The 18167-nt window shown below is 50.5% G+C and carries 20 protein-coding genes; 8 read left to right on the top strand and 12 right to left on the bottom strand.

Annotated elements, in window-relative coordinates; genetic code table 11:
• Positions 1-52: 52 nt before the first annotated feature.
• From tusB to fkpA, 5 genes are all read right to left on the bottom strand, one after another.
• Positions 53-340 carry a sulfurtransferase complex subunit TusB gene (gene tusB, locus Z042_RS05955; RefSeq protein WP_024914451.1) on the bottom strand — a complete coding sequence of 96 codons (288 nt, stop codon included), beginning with the start codon at positions 338-340 and terminating at the stop codon, positions 53-55.
• 12 nt (positions 341-352) lie between these two features.
• On the bottom strand, positions 353-712 hold the full coding sequence (gene tusC / locus Z042_RS05950) for a sulfurtransferase complex subunit TusC (RefSeq protein WP_024914450.1): 360 nt from the start codon (positions 710-712) through the stop codon (positions 353-355).
• Positions 713-721: 9 nt separating this feature from the next.
• Positions 722-1111, bottom strand: coding sequence for a sulfurtransferase complex subunit TusD (tusD, locus tag Z042_RS05945; protein ID WP_037407673.1), 390 nt, complete (start codon positions 1109-1111; stop codon positions 722-724).
• Positions 1111-1833 carry a helix-turn-helix transcriptional regulator gene (locus Z042_RS05940; RefSeq protein WP_024914448.1) on the bottom strand — a complete coding sequence of 241 codons (723 nt, stop codon included), beginning with the start codon at positions 1831-1833 and terminating at the stop codon, positions 1111-1113. The genes tusD and Z042_RS05940 overlap by 1 nt, the downstream gene beginning before the upstream one ends.
• 394 nt (positions 1834-2227) lie before the next feature.
• A complete protein-coding gene (fkpA, locus tag Z042_RS05935; RefSeq protein ID WP_024914447.1) occupies positions 2228-3064 on the bottom strand; it encodes an FKBP-type peptidyl-prolyl cis-trans isomerase in 837 nt (278 codons plus the stop codon).
• Between the two features lie 322 nt (positions 3065-3386).
• On the opposite strand from fkpA, the gene Z042_RS05930 reads away from it, so the two are divergent.
• Positions 3387-3614 carry a protein SlyX gene (locus Z042_RS05930; protein WP_024914446.1) on the top strand — a complete coding sequence of 76 codons (228 nt, stop codon included), beginning with the start codon at positions 3387-3389 and terminating at the stop codon, positions 3612-3614.
• Positions 3615-3898: 284 nt separating this feature from the next.
• Here the strand turns inward: Z042_RS05930 and slyD are convergent, their stop codons facing one another.
• The 4 genes from slyD to kefG form a co-directional block, all read right to left on the bottom strand.
• Positions 3899-4480, bottom strand: coding sequence for a peptidylprolyl isomerase (gene slyD / locus Z042_RS05925; protein WP_024914445.1), 582 nt, complete (start codon positions 4478-4480; stop codon positions 3899-3901).
• Between the two features lie 181 nt (positions 4481-4661).
• Positions 4662-4865, bottom strand: a complete 204-nt coding sequence (locus Z042_RS05920; RefSeq protein WP_024914444.1) for a YheV family putative zinc ribbon protein — start codon at positions 4863-4865, stop codon at positions 4662-4664.
• 15 nt (positions 4866-4880) lie between these two features.
• Complete coding sequence (gene kefB / locus Z042_RS05915; protein WP_024914443.1) at positions 4881-6689, bottom strand: glutathione-regulated potassium-efflux system protein KefB; 1809 nt, start codon at positions 6687-6689, stop codon at positions 4881-4883.
• Complete coding sequence (gene kefG, locus Z042_RS05910; protein ID WP_024914442.1) at positions 6689-7243, bottom strand: glutathione-regulated potassium-efflux system ancillary protein KefG; 555 nt, start codon at positions 7241-7243, stop codon at positions 6689-6691. The genes kefB and kefG overlap by 1 nt, the downstream gene beginning before the upstream one ends.
• A 235-nt stretch (positions 7244-7478) precedes the next feature.
• On the opposite strand from kefG, the gene Z042_RS05905 reads away from it, so the two are divergent.
• On the top strand, positions 7479-9398 hold the full coding sequence (locus tag Z042_RS05905) for an ABC transporter ATP-binding protein (RefSeq protein ID WP_024914441.1): 1920 nt from the start codon (positions 7479-7481) through the stop codon (positions 9396-9398).
• A 408-nt stretch (positions 9399-9806) separates the two neighbouring features.
• A complete protein-coding gene (locus Z042_RS05900) occupies positions 9807-10532 on the top strand; it encodes an ankyrin repeat domain-containing protein (RefSeq protein ID WP_024914440.1) in 726 nt (241 codons plus the stop codon).
• Between the two features lie 243 nt (positions 10533-10775).
• On the opposite strand, the gene Z042_RS05895 is transcribed toward Z042_RS05900, so the two are convergent.
• On the bottom strand, positions 10776-11558 hold the full coding sequence (locus Z042_RS05895; protein WP_024914439.1) for a PhzF family phenazine biosynthesis protein: 783 nt from the start codon (positions 11556-11558) through the stop codon (positions 10776-10778).
• Positions 11559-11568: 10 nt separating this feature from the next.
• On the bottom strand, positions 11569-12171 hold the full coding sequence (locus Z042_RS05890) for a LysE family translocator (RefSeq protein WP_024914438.1): 603 nt from the start codon (positions 12169-12171) through the stop codon (positions 11569-11571).
• Between the two features lie 119 nt (positions 12172-12290).
• On the opposite strand from Z042_RS05890, the gene Z042_RS05885 reads away from it, so the two are divergent.
• The 3 genes from Z042_RS05885 (at position 12291) to Z042_RS05875 (ending at position 14503) form a co-directional block, all read left to right on the top strand.
• Positions 12291-13271 (top strand): hydrolase, encoded by a 981-nt coding sequence (locus Z042_RS05885; protein ID WP_024914437.1) that lies wholly within the window; start codon positions 12291-12293, stop codon positions 13269-13271.
• Positions 13268-13501 (top strand): YheU family protein, encoded by a 234-nt coding sequence (locus Z042_RS05880; RefSeq protein ID WP_024914436.1) that lies wholly within the window; start codon positions 13268-13270, stop codon positions 13499-13501. The genes Z042_RS05885 and Z042_RS05880 overlap by 4 nt, the downstream gene beginning before the upstream one ends.
• 132 nt (positions 13502-13633) lie before the next feature.
• Positions 13634-14503 carry a phosphoribulokinase gene (locus Z042_RS05875; RefSeq protein WP_024914435.1) on the top strand — a complete coding sequence of 290 codons (870 nt, stop codon included), beginning with the start codon at positions 13634-13636 and terminating at the stop codon, positions 14501-14503.
• 52 nt (positions 14504-14555) lie between these two features.
• Here Z042_RS05875 and Z042_RS05870 read toward each other — a convergent pair whose 3' ends face one another.
• Positions 14556-14963: an OsmC family protein gene (locus tag Z042_RS05870; protein WP_024914434.1), complete on the bottom strand. Its 408-nt coding sequence runs from the start codon at positions 14961-14963 to the stop codon at positions 14556-14558.
• A gap of 430 nt (positions 14964-15393) precedes the next feature.
• On the opposite strand from Z042_RS05870, the gene crp reads away from it, so the two are divergent.
• Together crp and Z042_RS05860 are read left to right on the top strand one after the other, a co-directional pair.
• Positions 15394-16026, top strand: a complete 633-nt coding sequence (gene crp, locus Z042_RS05865) for a cAMP-activated global transcriptional regulator CRP (RefSeq protein WP_004090925.1) — start codon at positions 15394-15396, stop codon at positions 16024-16026.
• Between the two features lie 52 nt (positions 16027-16078).
• A complete protein-coding gene (locus tag Z042_RS05860) occupies positions 16079-18154 on the top strand; it encodes a YccS/YhfK family putative transporter (protein ID WP_024914433.1) in 2076 nt (691 codons plus the stop codon).
• Positions 18155-18167 lie beyond the last annotated feature (13 nt).

The following is an 18167-nucleotide window of genomic DNA, read 5'->3' as shown; positions in this document are numbered from 1 at the left end:
AATTTTATGGCTGACGAGTAGAGGTGTCAAGAAATATACAACATCATGCCCATTACCAAGCCATTTGGCTGCGATGTTTTTCGGTTAGTGTGACGAAGTGAGTATAGTCGATGACGGTAATGCTGTGCGAAATATAACCAGAAACCCCTCTGGCATCCAGGTCATCTTGCAGAGCATAGAGGGAGATAGAACTCTTAAGCAGCGAATCAAGATGCAGGCTGCCAACCAAACCAGCCAACACACCATCCTGTAACAGCAACAACGCATCATCTTTCGTGACAAGCCGTAGCAACGCAGGCAAATCACATTGGTAGGGGGAGTGGCTCAAAGTATATAGCATCAGAATATCCTACTAGAAAGTCATCACCACATCATAACCATCCAGCGTTTGGCGCAGCACTTCTGGCGGCAAAATATCTGCAGCTAAAACCCAATCAGATACCTGCTGCAAACCACGCTCCTGCAAAGACGCTTCGCAGAGATAACAGTTTTCAACGTCATACAACGGTAATACACCAAAGGTGGCAATGTAATTACGTGCCAAGATTTTTTCAGGTTGCTGACCCGGTAGAAGTTGTAATACGCCATCGCCGATGAAAAACACACCAATATCTTCGCTCAGTGCCGAAGTCGCCAGCAATGCATCCAACCCTTCTCTCCCTCCCGCGTCACCATGGGGGCCATGAGTAAAAACAAACGCAACTCGTTTCATCGGGTTCTCTTAAAACTGCACCAGGCGATCACAACTCAGTGCCGCTTCCGCCAACGACCCCAAGCCGCTGAGGGTAAACCCTTCCTGCAAATTAGCCGAAGCCAACCCAAGTTGCGCCGCTTCCTGTGCATCAGTAATACCACGCCGCAAGGCAGCGGCAACACAGACGTTGAGCTCAATACCCTGTTGCCTGGACAATGTTACCCAAGCTCGCACCAGATCGAATTCGTCGTTCGCCGGAGAGATTAACTGATTGGCGTTCAATACGCCTTCACGATAGAAAAATATGCTGGAGATTTTATGACCGGCAGCCAGCAGTGCCTGAGCGAATTGCCAGGCACTGCTGGCTTGTTGAGTTCCATACGCCGGGCCAGTGACCAGCAAGCAGTAATTGAGCATCAGCGCTCATTTCCCAGCAGATCGCCACTTTTAAACTGGCGGATATACAGATATACAGTATGTTTGGAGATATTCAGCCGCTCAGCAACCTGGTTAATTGCATCCTTGATATCAAAAATCCCTTTTTCGTAGAGATTAAGCACTATTTGGCGATTTTTGGCGTTATTAGACACATTACGATCCACATTCACCTCTTCGATGGTAAATTCCAGCGTCTGGGCGACCAAATCGTCCACTGAAGAAGCGAAATTGACTGAAGAAGCCACGTCCTTCATTTCTGGCGGCATAAACGTCTGTATCACCTGGGAAAACGGCACATCCAGGTTCATATTGATACACAACAGGCCGATCACACGCTGTTCGCGATTGCGGATAGCAATGGTTACCGATTTCATCAACACGCCGCTTTTAGCACGGGTGAAATAAGCTTTGGAGACACTGCTGTCATCACCAGCCATATCATGCAACATCCGCAACGCCAGATCGGTAATGGGCGAACCAATTTGGCGCCCAGTATGCTCACCATTCGCAATACGTACTGCGGAACATTTCAGATCTTCCAACGAATGCAGCACGATTTCACAATGGCCGCCAATCAACATCGCCAGGCCGTCCACCACCGCTTCGTATGACTTTAAGATTTCATGATCCGTTTGACTAAACGGGCGCTCATTCAGCAAATCAAGTTCGCTGGCTTCGCTGGATAAAAGCGAATTAGACATTGAAAATACCACCCTCGTAGATCGCCTGTGCCAGGGGGGCGCAGCTAAAACCGCTCATGCAGATTCCGTTCCATCAGCAGCACATCGGCGGCCCCTGCATAATAAACAGGTTAAGCACGACGAATATCCGTAGACCGGGCAACCAGAAACAACTTTAGATACACGCCCTAAGGGGCAGGCGCAAGACTCATAAGCCCAGACAGTCAGTCTAGCAAAACAGCCAGAGCAAAGTCCTTGTGTTTGCGCGTAGTAATGACGTTAAGCCCGATGCCCGGCAGGCGTCAAGCAATCCGTAAAAGGAGAAATAAAACTTGCAGGGAATTTTGCATTATTCGATGAATCTAAAATGACAGCCGCCGCAAAAATCATTTGCAGCGGCTGGAGAAAGACTCGCTTATTTCGCTTTGGTTTCTGCGGCTTCGTCAGCTGCTTTTTCAGGCTTGTCATCAGCTTTAGCAGCTGGTTTCACATCCAGCAACTCAACTTCGAAGACCAGAGTAGAGTTAGCCGGGATACCTGGAACACCGGTTTTACCGTAAGCCAGCTCAGGTGGAATAACCAACTTGATTTTACCACCTTTTTTGATCTGCTTCAGACCTTCAGTCCAGCCTGGAATCACACCGTCCAAACGGAATGACAGTGGCTCACCACGATCATAAGAGTTGTCAAACACAGTGCCGTCGGTCAAGGTTCCTTTGTAGTTCACCACCACGGTATCACTATCTTTCGGCGCTTCACCGGTTCCTTCTTTCTCAACCAGATACAGCAAACCAGATTCGGTTTTCTTCACGTCCTTCTCTTTAGCGAAAGTATCACGATATTTGGTTCCTTTTTCTTCGTTATCTTTCGCATCCTGCTCCATCTTCGCCTGAGCAGAAGCCTTCACGCGTGCTTCAAAGCTTTGCAGGGTTTTTTCGATCTCTGCATCGTCCAGCTTGCTCTTGTTAGCGAACGCATCCTGAACACCGGCGATCAATTGCTCTTTATTCAGTGCGATACCCAGTTTCTCTTGTTCTTTCAGAGAGTTTTCCATGTAACGGCCCAGCGAAGCACCCAGAGCATACGCAGCCTGTTCATCATCATTTTTGAATTTGCCAGTGCTTGGTGCAGCAGTTTCTGCTGGTTTAGCGGCTTCGGCAGGTTTGGCAGCATCAGCAGCCATGACCTGCGTGGTATTCAGGGCGAAAGCCATGGCTGTTGCCAGAAGCGTGACTTTAAACAAAGATTTCATCCATTTCTCCAGTGTTTGAAGCTAGGCCCCAAACGATCATTAAGTGAGTTAACCAGGCTACTATAGCTGCCTGAAACAAAAGAGTCACACAGGTAACGTTGAGTCAAAGTGTGACCCCATATTCGCCTATAAGTTTCCAGACTCTCCCTAGCAGGCTGATAATTCAGAGTATCCCCAAGGCATGAGGCCCCACGTTTATCAGCCGCCCTAAAATCTGGCAGGAGATACAAACACCACATTCATAAATAGCTCAGCGCAAAGCGAACAGCTCCTGTTAACATAGCGTCAGTATCCCAGATTGAACAGTGTCAGAGGTAACATCATGCATAATACCGATAACGAAAACCTGTTAAAACGGCTGGAAGAACTGGAAAGCCGCCAGGCTTTTCAGGAGCTCACGATTGAAGAGCTCAATCAAACTGTCGTCCAACATCAGCTTGAAATGTTAAAATTACAAGAGCACCTGCGCCTGCTGACCGATAAGCTGCGCGCCACACAACCTTCGATGATCGCCCCACAGTCGGAAGAAACACCACCACCGCACTACTGAACAGAAGGGTGACACCAATCTCTTAACTACATCAGCCCACTTAGAAGCTATCTCATTTAAGGCTACTTCATTTACCATTTTGGCCCTGGGCCGTGGCTTTAGCCTTTGAACAACTGGAGGGCGAACGTAGTAAATCATCCCCACCTATTGTGTACACTCCGGTTCCTGCACGGCCTGCCGTGCCCAACCTGGCCACTCATTAGCGTAAGCTCTTATTCTGTCACACAGAAAATGCCAGTAAAAAGGCCGCCGAAGCGACCTTTCTTACCCTAACGGGTCTGGGATCAATGGCAACCGCACCCACCGTGACCACCACACCCTCCTTTCTTGCCATGGTCGTGCCCATGCTCGTGGCCATGACCACCACAGCAGCCATCGCCGTGCTCATGATGGTGATCATGTTCACCATGTACGTGCCCGTGAGCCAGCTCTTCTTCAGTGGCCTCGCGGATCGCCACTACTTCTACATGGAAGTTCAGGTTCTGACCAGCCAGCGAATGGTTACCATCAACCACCACGTGGTCACCATCAACCTCAGTGATTTCAACCGGTACTGGGCCCTGATCGGTATCAGCCAGGAAGCGCATGCCGACTTGCAGTTCGTCAACGCCCATAAAGACATCTTTTGGTACGCGCTGTACCAGGTTTTCATCATAATCGCCGTAAGCTTCGTTAGCGCCAACATGGACGTCAAAACGATCGCCTACATTGTGATCTTCGAGTGCTTTTTCCAGACCTGTAATCAAAGAACCATGCCCGTGCAGATAGTCCAACGGTGCACTCACCGGAGACTCATCAACCAAAACACCGTCTTCTGTCCGTACTTGGTAAGCCAGGCTGACCACCAAGTCTTTTGCTACTTTCATGATATCTCCTACCAATTGGATACCCTTCTTACTAGAAGCAACAGGGGTGTTGGCCGCGAGCATTCGCCCTTACTGCCTACCTGCAACGCCAAGTACTTTGGGTAGAAATTAAATCGGTGAAGATTGTAGCGGAAATCTGCACCGCTGTACCCTCCAGCGTAAAAAATCACAACAGATCACACTATTCTGGATGGAAAATACCGATCACCTGCTCCTGCGGGCGTATGTGCTTTTCCACTTGCGCTTCAGTCTGGCGCTGATGATGCTTACACTGGACACATTCCACCACCTCGACCCGATCTTCACGCCAAATTGCCAGCGTATCTATTGCGTTACAACTTGGGCAAACGGCCCCGGCAATGAATCTTTTGCGCGTTGCAGACATTAATTGTGCTCCCCATTATTCGTATTCATCCCAGCCGTCGAATTGCCGTCTTTCTTTCTGCATCTCACGATGGAAAAGCTCCTCCAACTCACGCCGAGCTTCTTTCACACGTGAAATCTGCGTGACATCTCCCTGGTGCGGTGGCATCAGCTCACGCAGCATCCGCATGTCCAACCGGCGGAAGTGCTGCTGTGCTCGATACGCCTGATGTGGGTGCATACCCAGCTCCATCAATGCCTTACGCCCCAACTCCAAAGCGCTGGAGAAGGTTTCACGGCTGAACTGTTTCACGCCGGCCTGCAACAACTCATGAGCCTCTACACGGCCACGAGCTCGCGCCAGAATAGTGAGATTAGGGAAATGCTGCTGGCACAGATGCACGATTGCCATCGTATCTTCCGGCTCATTGCAGGTCACCACAATGGATTTGGCTTTCTCGGCCCCGGCAGCACGCAGCAGTTCCAGTTCGGTCGCATCGCCATAATAGACCTTATAGCCGTAACGACGCAGAACACCGACCGCGCTAACATCACGCTCCAGAACGGTAATACGCATTTTGTTGGCCATTAACAAGCGCCCGATAACCTGCCCAAAACGCCCGAAGCCGACAATAATCACCTGCGGATCGTCATCTTCCACATAGGGCGCTTCTTCATGTTCATCTTTAGCGTTGTATCGGTGAACCAGAACGCGATCGATCGCCTGCATTAATAATGGCGTGGTCATCATTGATAATGTGACTACGACCAGTAACAAAGCCAGTTGCTCATCATCCAGCACATGCAGGGTCGAAGCGGCTGAAAACAGCACAAAGGCAAATTCACCACCTTGGCTTAACACTCCGGCAAATTGCAAACGTACCGAACTCCGCAAACCAAAAATACGCGCCAACGTATACAACACGCTGGATTTGACGGCGACCAACACCATGACGCCCAACAGCACTTCTGCCAGATGGGTATAAAACACCCCGATATTCAACGCCATGCCAACCGAAATAAAGAACAACCCAAGCAGCAAGCCCTTGAATGGTTCGATGGCAATTTCCAGTTCGTGGCGATATTCACTTTCTGCCAACAACACTCCGGCGATAAAGGTGCCTAACGCCATGGAAAGGCCCAACAAATCCATGAACAACGCAGCGCCTAGCACCACCAGCAACGCTGCGGCAGTAAAGATCTCACGCACGCCAGATGCGGCAATATAGCGGAACAACGGGCGTAACAGGAAACGCCCTCCCACCAACATACCGCCAAACGCCGCCACTTTTATGGCGATTTTTGCCCAGTCATCGCTGGTGCCACCGCCACCAGCCAGAATCGGGATCAAAGCTAACGCGGGAATAACCGCCATATCTTGGAATAGCAGCACCGAGAAGCCCAATTGCCCCCCTTCGTTGCGATTCATGCCTTTTTCACGCATCAATTGCAGGGCCATGGCGGTAGAGGACATCGCCAAACCAATCCCCCCAATCACTGCGGCCTGCCAGGCAAAATGGCTGAAATAAAGCAGCACTCCCAATATCGCTGCGGTGAATAACACCTGCCCAGCACCCACCCCGAAGATCGAACGGCGCAGTTCCCACAATTTAGCCGGATTCAGCTCCAGCCCAATGATAAACATCAGGAACACCACGCCAAGCTCCGAAAAGTGCAGGATCTCCTCCACATCTCGAATAAACCCCAATCCCCATGGCCCGATCGCGATCCCGGCAATCAGATACCCTAAGACCGCACCAATCCCCAGGCGGCGGGCAATCGGAACCGTTACCACGGCGGCAAACAGGAATAACAATATTGCGGTCAGTAATGCTGAACCTTCCATCACTGTCCCCCAACATGCGGCAACGGATTACGCAGCCAATCACCATAAGCGCTGGCGTGGCTGTTCAGCACTTCAACTTTCTGGCGGCGTGCCCAGTAAATGGTAATCGGTGTTAACCAGTGCATATGACACATGGCGGCGGTCAGTTCAAACGGGCGTAGAATATCTTCTATCGGGTAACGGTTATAGCCACCGGAACGGTAAGCCCCTTCGGGCTCGCCTGTGGTGATCACCGAACGCCAATATTTTCCTGCCAACGCATTGCCACCGACACCGCTGGCAAAACCGCGTGACAACACGCGATCCAACCACTCTTTCAGTAAGGCCGGGCAACTATATGTGTATAAAGGATATTGAAAAACAATCACTTGATGTTCACGCAACAGTTGTTGTTCATGGTGGATATCAATAAAAAAATCAGGATAGTGCGCGTAGAGATCGTGCACGGTGACATGTTCCAACTGCTGTGCCGGTCGTAACAAAACCCGGTTTGCTACCGAGTCTTGGGATTCCGGATGGGCATACAGCAGCAAAACCTTAGGCGGCTGCAACATCATTCCCCTCCAAAGCGTCGTCAGAGTAACGGATTTCCGTTACCATGCTCGCAAAGGCTAATAATAGGGCAACTTAATCCCTCGTCTTTCAAGTTGCAGCGTTGTCACCTGTGCACGTTAACCGCTATCGGTTAATCCACTTGTCGCCTGGCTGCCACTGGAAATCCATAGGGTATATGCGCCCTGTTGACTTACAATTCTCTCAATTTAACATACTCTGAACATACGGCGCTTTATGATTGTTTTCTCCTCGCTACAAATCCGCCGCGGCACCCGCGTTCTACTGGACAACGCCACGGCGACGGTTAATCCCGGTCAGAAAGTCGGCCTGGTAGGTAAAAACGGCTGTGGTAAGTCCACGCTGCTGGCACTGCTGAAAGGCGAAATTGCCGCAGACAGCGGTAGCTACACATTCCCTGGTAACTGGGCACTGGCTTGGGTGAACCAGGAAACACCCGCGCTGGATATACCTGCTATTGAATATGTTATCGATGGTGATCGAGAATTTCGCCAGTTCGAATCCGAATTGCAACTCGCAAACGAGAAAAATGATGGCCATGCCATCGCCACGCTGCACGGTAAGCTGGATGCCATTGACGCCTGGACTATCCGTTCCCGCGCGGCCAGCCTGCTGCACGGATTGGGGTTTTCCAACGAACAATTGCAAACCCCGGTCCGCGCTTTTTCCGGCGGCTGGCGGATGCGCCTTAACCTGGCACAGGCACTGGTTTGCCGCTCCGATTTGCTGTTACTTGATGAACCAACCAACCATCTGGATTTAGACGCGGTGATCTGGCTGGAACGCTGGTTGAAAGGCTATCCTGGGACGTTGGTACTGATCTCGCACGATCGCGACTTCCTCGATCCGATCGTTGATAAAATCCTGCATATCGAGAATCAGACGATCAACGAATACACCGGCAACTATTCCTCGTTTGAACGCCAGCGCGTCACTAAACTGGCCCAACAACAGTCGCTCTACCAAAGCCAACAGGAAAAAGTGGCGCATCTGCAAAGCTATATCGATCGCTTTCGCGCCAAAGCCTCCAAGGCTAAACAGGCGCAAAGCCGCATCAAAATGCTGGAACGCATGGAGCTGATTGCCCCGGCACACGTTGATAACCCGTTCAGTTTCAGCTTCCGTGAACCAGAAAATCTACCGAATCCACTGTTACGGCTGGAAAAGGTCAGCGCCGGCTATGCCGATAAAGTGGTCCTGCAATCAATTAAACTCAACCTGGTGCCTGGTTCACGCATCGGCCTGTTAGGGCGCAACGGGGCCGGTAAATCGACCTTGATCAAGCTGCTGGCAGGCACGTTGGAACCATTAAGCGGTGAGATTGGCCTAGCGAAAGGCATCAAGCTGGGTTACTTCGCCCAGCATCAATTGGAGTTCTTGCGCGCCGACGAATCGCCACTGCAACACCTGAGCCGTATTGCACCCCGCGTGCTGGAACAGCAGTTGCGTGATTACCTCGGCGGTTTCGGTTTTCAGGGCGACAAAGTCACCGAAATCACCGAACGTTTTTCTGGGGGCGAAAAAGCACGGCTGGTACTGGCGTTGATCGTCTGGCAGCGCCCTAACCTGTTGCTACTTGATGAACCGACCAACCATCTGGATCTGGATATGCGTCAAGCGCTGACCGAAGCGCTGATCGATTTCGAAGGTGCACTGGTGGTCGTTTCGCATGATCGTCACCTGCTGCGTTCCACCACGGATGATTTGTATCTGGTGCATGACGGCCAAGTCGAGCCGTTTGCCGGGGATTTGGACGATTATCAGCAGTGGTTGAGCGATCTGCAAAAGCAACAAGCACAGCAGGATGCCGCTCCCAAGCAGGATAGCGGCAACAGTGCGCAAGCACGTAAAGATCAAAAACGGCGCGAAGCCGAGTTCCGCACACAAACCCAGCCGCTGCGCAAACAGCTCGTTACGCTGGAACAGCAGATGGAAAAACTGGGAGCTGAGTTGGCGAGCGTGGAAGAGCAGTTGGCAGATTCAGCGCTGTATGACATTAGCCGCAAAGCGGATCTGACCGAATGCCTGCAAAAACAAAGCCAGGTAAAAAATACGTTGGAAGAAACGGAAATAGCCTGGCTCGAAGCACAGGAACAACTCGAAAACCTGGCTCAGCTATTTGAGTCAGGAAATTAGCCCGCAATTTAGCACGCTAAACGTCACAATATTCGGGAATAGTACCTTAATCAGGCAAGGTACTATTCATTACTTGGAATATTTCACCGGTAAAATAGAGATCAAACACCTTTAAATAACGTATTTTATGCTTTTTGATACTCAATTTTTTTGAATATCATGCTCAATCTTATTCTTGGTATTCCCCTGCAAGATTGTTTACCATCGCCGGTTCATTCTGATAGATGATGATTTACCCGGTATTTATCCCTTAGCACTACGAACATTTAAACCCATGTCTGATAGGTTTAATCACCCGAATCAATGAATCGGGTAGAACCATCAAACCTGTTTACATCAAAAAAATATAGACTCTTAATCGTCTGAAAAAATACACTCAACCCCATCTACCTTTAGGGAAATAACACGATGAACTTAACAAAAATAGCCTTGCTCGCCAGCATTATCGTCTCAAGCTCTTTTAATTTATACGCTCAAGAAAGCAAAGGGAATGTAGATTTATCAAAATTCAGGTTTAGCTATGAAGAAATGCAACAGATTGCAAACGCCAAATTGTTGTCACATCGTATTTTCTATGAGAAACCCTCCGTCGGCCCAGATGCTGCCTGGTTCGATGCGGTCAAGCAAGGCAATTTAGCCACCATTAAAAAGATGGTAGAAGCAGGGCAAAACCTTGAAGCAAAAGACGAAGCCTCCTTAGGCCAAACCGCGTTAGGCTGGGCTGCATTTATCGGCTACTTCGATATCGTTAAATACCTGACTGAGCAGGGGGCTGACATTCGTGCTACAGATAAAGCCGATGTTTATAATACGGTCAAATCTGCCGTGATGGGTAAAAATGCGGAAGTGGTTAAATATCTGCATGAACGCTTAAAGAACGAAGTTGACTGGAATGCCAAAGAACAAGACGGTGAAACATTATTTATGGTTGCGGCGGTGGATGGCAGGCTCGACGTCGTCAAATATATTCTGCAATTTAACCCTGACTTAAACGTCGTCGCCGTAAACGAAGAGCCTAAAATTAATGCCAGCCCACTCAGCGGAGCCTGTGAAAATGGCTTTACCGATGTTGCAAACCTGCTGATAGAAAAAGGCGCAATCAACCATAAAACAGGAAAATCAAGCTGCGATTAATTTATTCATGAGTTAATCTGGCTCTGATACCCTTTTATTGGTAGTCATAGCATGACGACCGTTAATTTTTAAAGGTTAACGGTCGTACAAGAAAAACATATAATGAAAAACTCAAATATAGTAAACGATAACAGCCCTGGCTCTCTCCACCAGGGTTGTTTTTTTGGCAACGGAAACAAACGGTATCGCCTTATTACTGGTAAGAATATACATTCAGGCAAACGGCTGCGGGTTATCGCACCATCAGAGGTTGATTTCACCCCGCAGGAAGATTCGTGCATAGCCTCCCAGCAACGTGCGTTCCCCTTTCAACTCGCAAAACAGCTCACCACCACGCGATGAAACCTGTTTGGCATGCAGCACCTGGCGGCCCAAACGGCCTACCCAGTAAGGCATCAATGTGCAATGCGCAGAACCGGTAACCGGATCTTCACTGCAATCCAGCGAAAAATAGCGTGAAACGAAATCCACGTTATCACCTGGTGCAGTCACTATCACACTGCAACCAAGCTGATCGATCAATGCCGGAATATCCGGCTGCAACGCCCGTACCTGCGCCTCACTCTCCAACACCACCAACATCGCAGTAGCCTGCCACACCTCCAGCGGCTGAGTGCCAAGCAATGCTGCCAGCGCTGCCGGTTCGGCCACTTTCTGCGGCGGACGGGATGGGAAATCCAGGATCAAACGCTCGCGATCCTCAGCGCTTCTTGCAACATACAGTTCACCGCCTGCAAAGCGGAAACGAATATCATGCAATGCCGGATTCACCACGCTTAATAGCACATGCGCCGTTGCCAACGTGCCATGCCCGCAGAGATCCACCTCCCGCGAGGGCGTGAACCAGCGAATTCCATGCATATCGCCATCATCCCAGACAAAAGCGGTTTCCGGCAGGCACAGTTCATTGGCAATGGCCTGCATTTCTGCGGTTTCCAGCGGTTTCTTCAGCAGGTAAACGCCTGCCGGGTTACCACGCAGTCCTTCACCGATAAAAGCATCAGCATGGAAATAATTTTCACTCATCCCTTCTTCCTCAATGCCAAATCAGCAATACGCAAGCCGCCGTTAACAACCCCATAGAAACGTTAAAAATAACCCAGGCTTTCTTGCTACGCAGCAGGCGGCCAATCACCGTGCCAAACCCCAGCCAAATCACCCCGGCAACTATATTCACTGCAAAAATGCCAAACGCGATTGCCAGCACGGAATAATTGTATTTTTCTCCCTCCAGGCTGAAACTCGCCACGGCCCCCAATGCCATCAACCAGGCCTTCGGGTTAAGGAACTGCAACAACCATCCTTGATACAGGCGAATAGGCTTCGGGGGGGCCACATCGGTTTCCAGTTTCTCATAAGCCGCTGTGGCAACTTTCCATGCCAGCCACAATAGATAAAGGCTGCCGAGAACCTTCAGGATCAGGTGCAAAGAAGGATAAATCAGGATCAGGCCACCCACGCCAAACGCCACCAGCAGCAAAATACTTTGCATACCGAGCATGATGCCGATCATCAGCCACAGCGAACGTATAAAGCCGAAATTGGCGCCGGAAGTGGTGAGCAACATATTATTCGGGCCTGGTGTAATTGCGGCAACCCATAGGAAGCCTAGCATCGAAAGAAATAAACTCAGTTCCATGAAGCGGGCGCTCCTCACCCAAATGATTTTTTTGCAGTATTATTGTTTAACGTAGAATATTGAAGCTAACAGTGTGGTATTGATCACACAATAGCTGCCAACACGATTTTTATTCAACTATGCATGAATCCTTTCACCCTTTAATCGGTGCCAGCAATCCACACCTGCAAACCCTGCTGCCACGGCTGGTACGCCGCCGTGTACAGCTGAAACCCCACTGGCAACGGCTGGAATTGCCCGATGGTGATTTTGTAGATCTCGCCTGGAGTGAAGATCCCCAGTTGGCACATGGCAAACCACGCGTAGTGCTGTTCCACGGGCTAGAAGGTAATTTCTACAGTCCTTATGCCCACGGGCTGCTCAACGCCTGGCGCGAGAAAGGCTGGTTGGGTGTGGTGATGCATTTCCGTGGTTGCAGCGGCGTGCCTAACCGCAAACAGCGCATCTACCATTCAGGTGAAACCGAAGATGCCCGTTTCTTCCTGCGCTGGCTCTGCGACAATTACGGAGAAGCCCCAACGGCAGCAGTGGGTATCTCCCTTGGCGGCAATATGCTGGCTTACTATCTGGCGCAACAAGGCGACAACAGCCTACTGCAAGCGGCTGTGGTGGTATCCGCACCGCTGATGCTAGAGCCTTGCTCCATCCGCATGGAACAGGGCTTCTCCCGCGTTTATCAACACTATTTGCTGGGCCAGTTAAAGCAAAACGCGGCACGCAAACTGTTACATTACCCTGGGACTTTGCCGTTAAATCTTTCGCAACTCAACCAATTGCGCCGTATCCGTGAGTTTGACGAAGCGATCACTTCGCGTATTCATGGCTTCAGCGGGGCAATTGATTACTATCGCCGCTGTAGCGCTCTGCCTTTGTTGCCGCAGATCACCACCCCGCTGTTGATCATTCATGCTAAAGACGATCCGTTTATGACCGACGAAGTGATCCCCGACCTCACCAAGTTGCCAGCCAATATTGAATATCAGCTGACTTCCTGTGGCGGCCATGTCGGCTTTGTCAGCGGTACATTGAAAAAACCACAAATGTGGCTGGAATACCGTATTCCATCCTGGCTTTCCCCTTTTTTGGAATCAACGATGTGATTATTCCTTGGCAAGAGCTTGAAAAAGAAACCCTTAACAGCCTGATCGAATCTTTTGTGCTGCGTGAAGGCACTGATTACGGTGAGCATGAACGTTCTTTGGAACAGAAAGTGGGCGACGTTCACCGTCAGTTGAAAAACGGTGAAGTAGTGTTGGTGTGGTCAGAACTGCACGAAACCGTCAATATTATGCCGCGTGGGCAGATGCATGCCGGGCAAGAAGAAATTTAATTACCCTCCAGCCTATGATGAGTAAAGAAAATCAGGTAACAATGAACGATTGCCAACTAACGCGCACAACCTCAGTTACATTCGCGATGATTCTCTGACGCTCGCGCATTCAATACGGAGTGACACACCATTATGTCTGCCAAACATCCCGTTATCGCGGTGACCGGCTCCAGCGGTGCCGGCACTACCACCACCAGCCAGGCGTTCCGTAAGATTTTCCAACAGCTAAACATCCGTGCAGCCCAGTTGGAAGGGGATAGTTTCCACCACTACACCCGGCCGGAAATGGATGCGGCAATCCGTAAAGCGCGCGATCTTGGCCGCCATATCAGCTATTTTGGCCCAGAAGCCAACAATTTTGGCTTGCTGGAACAGAGCTTTATCCAGTACGGCAAAAACGGCACCGGCCGCTCACGCAAATACCTGCATACCTACGACGAAGCCGTGCCTTACAATCAGGTTCCAGGCACCTTCACACCTTGGGAACCCTTGCCTTCCCCTACTGACGTGCTGTTCTACGAAGGTTTACATGGCGGAGTCGTCGCCGATCAGATCGATGTCGCCAAACATGTCGATCTACTGGTAGGCGTGGTTCCTATCGTCAACTTGGAGTGGATACAGAAATTGATCCGCGATACCGGTGAACGCGGCCACTCGCGCGAAGCCGTTATGGATTCCGTTGTACGTTCGATGGAAGATTATATCAGCTACATCACACCGCAGTTTTCCCGTACCCATATCAACTTCCAGCGTGTACCTACGGTGGATACGTCCAATCCGTTTGCAGCAAAAGCGATCCCTTCGCTGGATGAAAGCTTTGTAGTGATCCACTTCCGTGGCCTGGATCAGATCGATTTCCCTTATTTGCTGGCCATGCTGCAAGGCTCGTTCATTTCACACATCAATACGTTGGTGGTGCCTGGGGGCAAAATGGGGTTGGCAATGGAACTGATCATGGCACCGCTGGTGCGGCAGCTACTGGAAGGCAAGAAAATCGAATAGACTTTTGAGCACGGCCAGTACCGTGCTCATGGTCCTTTAGTGCATCAAAACACTAGGCAACTTCACAAATTTCAAAGCTGTGGGTGATACTGGCGGCCTGCTTGAGCATCAGCGAAACAGAACAGTATTTTTCAGCAGACAGGTTAACCGCACGCTCAACAATCTTTTCGGTCAGCCCTTTTCCCGTCACAATAAAATGCAGGTTGATGTGGGTAAACAGACGCGGTGCCTCTTCACGGCGCTCCGAGGTGAGTTTTACCTCGCAATCACGAACATCATTACGGCCTTTCTGGAGGATCGACACGACATCGATAGCACTACAGCCGCCAACCGACATCAACACCATTTCCATCGGGCTTGGCGCTTTATCGCCAGCATTACCATCCATCAATACCTGGTGACCAGACGCCGATTCCCCCAGAAACGTCAATCCTTCGACCCACTTAACTCTTGCCTGCATTTTGTACACTCCGGTTAATTTCTCAAAATCAGGGTACGCTTTCGCATAGAAACTGGCAACGGAACCTGATGCTAATCATGCTGAAGCGAGACAACACAAGACACCTGCTTCACTCTGTGCTACAAACAAAGCCGCAATAACTCTTTCTAGGTCACCGATTTCAGGGGAGTTGACCACGGAAAGAGCCCTAGGCAGGTATGTTAACAGAATGTAGCTTGCAGCACTTCATGTAAGCCAATATGCTAGAATACAAGTATATTTCTATAGCATGCCTCAAAACCTGTTGCTAGCTACTATACCTAAAGCGTTTCAAGCCCAACTCGTGGCTTGAAAAACGGCAGGATATTAAAACACCAGGCTAGAAGCACGTTTACAGGGAACTCTGACCCCTGTGATACAAGGCAGCGATAACAACAGAGGATAACAGCGAATGGTTCTCGGCAAACCGCAAACAGACCCGACTCTTGAATGGTTCCTGTCTCATTGCCATATCCACAAATATCCATCAAAAAGTACGCTGATTCACCAAGGTGAAAAGGCCGAAACGCTTTACTACATTGTGAAAGGCTCCGTTGCGGTGCTGATCAAGGATGAAGAAGGCAAAGAGATGATCTTGTCCTACCTGAATCAGGGGGATTTCATCGGTGAACTTGGATTATTTGAAGAAGGCCAAGAGCGCAGTGCCTGGGTTAGGGCAAAAACAGCCTGTGAAGTGGCTGAAATCTCCTATAAGAAATTCCGCCAGTTGATCCAGGTTAACCCGGACATCCTGATGCGCCTGTCAGCGCAAATGGCAAGCCGCCTACAAGTCACCTCAGAGAAAGTGGGTAACCTCGCCTTCCTTGATGTTACTGGCCGCATCGCCCAGACCTTACTGAATCTGGCAAAACAGCCCGACGCCATGACTCACCCGGATGGTATGCAGATCAAGATCACCCGCCAGGAAATTGGTCAAATCGTCGGTTGCTCACGCGAAACCGTTGGCCGTATTCTAAAAATGCTCGAAGATCAAAACCTGATTTCCGCCCACGGCAAAACCATTGTCGTTTACGGCACACGTTAATCATTGAAGAAACGGCGTAGCAATACGCCGTTTTTACTCTCCCTGATTTATCATGTGGCGGCGCCTGATCTACCACCCGGAAATTAACTATGCACTGCGGCAAACGCTGGTCTTGTGCTTACCGGTAGCGTTCTGCCTGCTGATTGGCAACCTGCAACTTGGCCTGTTGTTCTCCTTGGTTCCCGCCTGCTGCAACATCGCCGGGTTGGATACACCTCACAAACGCTTTTTTAAACGTCTGATCATTGGCGGTTCTCTGTTCGCCCTCAGCAGCGTGCTGCTACAACAAGCATTGCTATGGCATGTTCCATTGCCGTTGTTGATGCTGGCGATGGCGCTATTGTTGGGTGTCAGCGCTGAAATCAGCCCGCTGCACGCACGCCTGCTACCCGCAGCCTTGGTCGCCGCCATCTTTTCCCTCAGTATGGCTGGCCATGTGCCGATCTGGTATGCACCACTGTTGTATCTGGTTGGCACCGCGTGGTACGGATTATTCACCTGGTTCTGGTTCAAGCTGTGGAAAGAGCAACCCATGCGCGAATCCCTCAGCCAACTCTACATCCAGTTGGCAGATTATTTCGAAGCCAAATACTCATTGCTGACCCAGCACACCGATCCTGAAACCGCATTGCCGCCGCTACTGCAACGCCAGCAGAAAGTCATGGATATGATCAACCTGCTGTATCAGCAAATTAATTTTCTGCCCCATGCCAACAGCCAAGAACAAAAACGCCTGCAACGCGCTTTTCAGGTCGCACTGGATCTGCAAGAACACATTACCGTCAGCCTGCATCTACCGGAGGAAGTACAAAAACTGGTGGAGCAAAGCCAGGCGGAAGCGATTATCCGCCGCAACGCCCAGGTGATTGCCAAGCGTTTACGCGTCATCGCCGCTGATATTCTCTATCATCGGCATTCAGAACGCTTCACGATGAAAAGCGAGCTGGCAGCTCTGGAGAAAGTGGCGACACAACATGCCGACAACCCGGTTGGTCAGTTCTGTTTTTATCATTTCAGCCGTATCGCCCGCCTGTTACGTACTCAGCATCCCCTGTATCGCCGTGATCTGATGGCCAACCAAGCGCGCTTACCGTTCTGGCCTGCCGTAGCGAGTTATCTGTCATTGAAGTCCAACGCTTTGCGCAACGCCGCGCGGCTGGGTGTGATCCTGGCGATTGGCAGCAGTTTGGGCATGATTTTCAACCTGCCAAAACCTTATTGGATTTTGCTGACCATTATGTTGGTCAGCCAAAATGGCTATAACGCCACACGTATCCGGATCCAGCATCGGGCACTCGGCACGGTGGCCGGGTTGGTGATTGCTGCCGGGCTATTACAATTACAACTGCCAGAGAATATAACGCTGGGTATCATGCTGGCGATCACCCTGGCGGCCTACCTGATATTACGTAAAAACTACGGGTTGGCAGTGATGGGGTTTACCGTTACCGCCGTTTATACCCTGCAACTGCTGGCGCTGAACGGTAGCCATTTCCTGGTGCCGCGCCTGCTCGACACTCTGATTGGCTGCGTGCTGGTGTTTGGTGGCACGATATGGTTGTGGCCGCAATGGCAGAGTGGTCTGTTGCGTAAAAACGCTCATCAAGCTCTGGAATGGGATCAAACCGCATTGCGCCTGTTGTTGAAAGAACAAGAGCCAGATCCTGCCACGCTGGCCTATGCACGCATGCAGGTCAATCAGGCGCACAACGCCCTGTTCACCTCTCTCAATCAGGCCATGCAGGAACCGGGATTCACATCGGATTATCTGGCAGATATGCGGCTATGGGTCACACATAGCCAGTTTATTGTTGAGCACCTGAATGCAATGACCATTCTGGCACGCGAGCATAATATGCTGGCGCCAGAACTGGCGGAGGAGTATCTGCAAACCTGCGAAATAGCCTTACAAAGCTGCCAGCAGCGGCTGGAATATGATGGCCCAAACACCAACAAAAGCATCATGCAGCCACCCGTGCTGCACCCCGATTTGCAGGTAACCGAGATGGATCGCCACCTGCGCCGCATTCTTTCACACCTGAACGTAATGCATACCATTTCATCACTGGCCTGGCGCCAGCGCCCACACCACGGCATCTGGCTGAAACGAAAACTACGCGAAACCTAGGGGCGCAAACACG

The sequence above is a fragment of the Chania multitudinisentens RB-25 genome (assembly GCF_000520015.2).
Lineage (GTDB): Bacteria > Pseudomonadota > Gammaproteobacteria > Enterobacterales > Enterobacteriaceae > Chania > Chania multitudinisentens.
The sequence above is the reverse complement of the archived record's forward strand: the minus strand, read 5'-3'. Positions and strand labels throughout refer to the sequence as shown.

Coding starts and splice junctions, on each gene's coding strand:
- tusB (WP_024914451.1), bottom strand. CDS start 340: ATGCTATATACTTTGAGCCACTCCCCCTACCAATGTGATTTGCCTGCG.
- tusC (WP_024914450.1), bottom strand. CDS start 712: ATGAAACGAGTTGCGTTTGTTTTTACTCATGGCCCCCATGGTGACGCG.
- tusD (WP_037407673.1), bottom strand. CDS start 1,111: ATGCTCAATTACTGCTTGCTGGTCACTGGCCCGGCGTATGGAACTCAA.
- Z042_RS05940 (WP_024914448.1), bottom strand. CDS start 1,833: ATGTCTAATTCGCTTTTATCCAGCGAAGCCAGCGAACTTGATTTGCTG.
- fkpA (WP_024914447.1), bottom strand. CDS start 3,064: ATGAAATCTTTGTTTAAAGTCACGCTTCTGGCAACAGCCATGGCTTTC.
- Z042_RS05930 (WP_024914446.1), top strand. CDS start 3,387: ATGCATAATACCGATAACGAAAACCTGTTAAAACGGCTGGAAGAACTG.
- slyD (WP_024914445.1), bottom strand. CDS start 4,480: ATGAAAGTAGCAAAAGACTTGGTGGTCAGCCTGGCTTACCAAGTACGG.
- Z042_RS05920 (WP_024914444.1), bottom strand. CDS start 4,865: ATGTCTGCAACGCGCAAAAGATTCATTGCCGGGGCCGTTTGCCCAAGT.
- kefB (WP_024914443.1), bottom strand. CDS start 6,689: ATGGAAGGTTCAGCATTACTGACCGCAATATTGTTATTCCTGTTTGCC.
- kefG (WP_024914442.1), bottom strand. CDS start 7,243: ATGTTGCAGCCGCCTAAGGTTTTGCTGCTGTATGCCCATCCGGAATCC.
- Z042_RS05905 (WP_024914441.1), top strand. CDS start 7,479: ATGATTGTTTTCTCCTCGCTACAAATCCGCCGCGGCACCCGCGTTCTA.
- Z042_RS05900 (WP_024914440.1), top strand. CDS start 9,807: ATGAACTTAACAAAAATAGCCTTGCTCGCCAGCATTATCGTCTCAAGC.
- Z042_RS05895 (WP_024914439.1), bottom strand. CDS start 11,558: ATGAGTGAAAATTATTTCCATGCTGATGCTTTTATCGGTGAAGGACTG.
- Z042_RS05890 (WP_024914438.1), bottom strand. CDS start 12,171: ATGGAACTGAGTTTATTTCTTTCGATGCTAGGCTTCCTATGGGTTGCC.
- Z042_RS05885 (WP_024914437.1), top strand. CDS start 12,291: ATGCATGAATCCTTTCACCCTTTAATCGGTGCCAGCAATCCACACCTG.
- Z042_RS05875 (WP_024914435.1), top strand. CDS start 13,634: ATGTCTGCCAAACATCCCGTTATCGCGGTGACCGGCTCCAGCGGTGCC.
- Z042_RS05870 (WP_024914434.1), bottom strand. CDS start 14,963: ATGCAGGCAAGAGTTAAGTGGGTCGAAGGATTGACGTTTCTGGGGGAA.
- crp (WP_004090925.1), top strand. CDS start 15,394: ATGGTTCTCGGCAAACCGCAAACAGACCCGACTCTTGAATGGTTCCTG.
- Z042_RS05860 (WP_024914433.1), top strand. CDS start 16,079: ATGTGGCGGCGCCTGATCTACCACCCGGAAATTAACTATGCACTGCGG.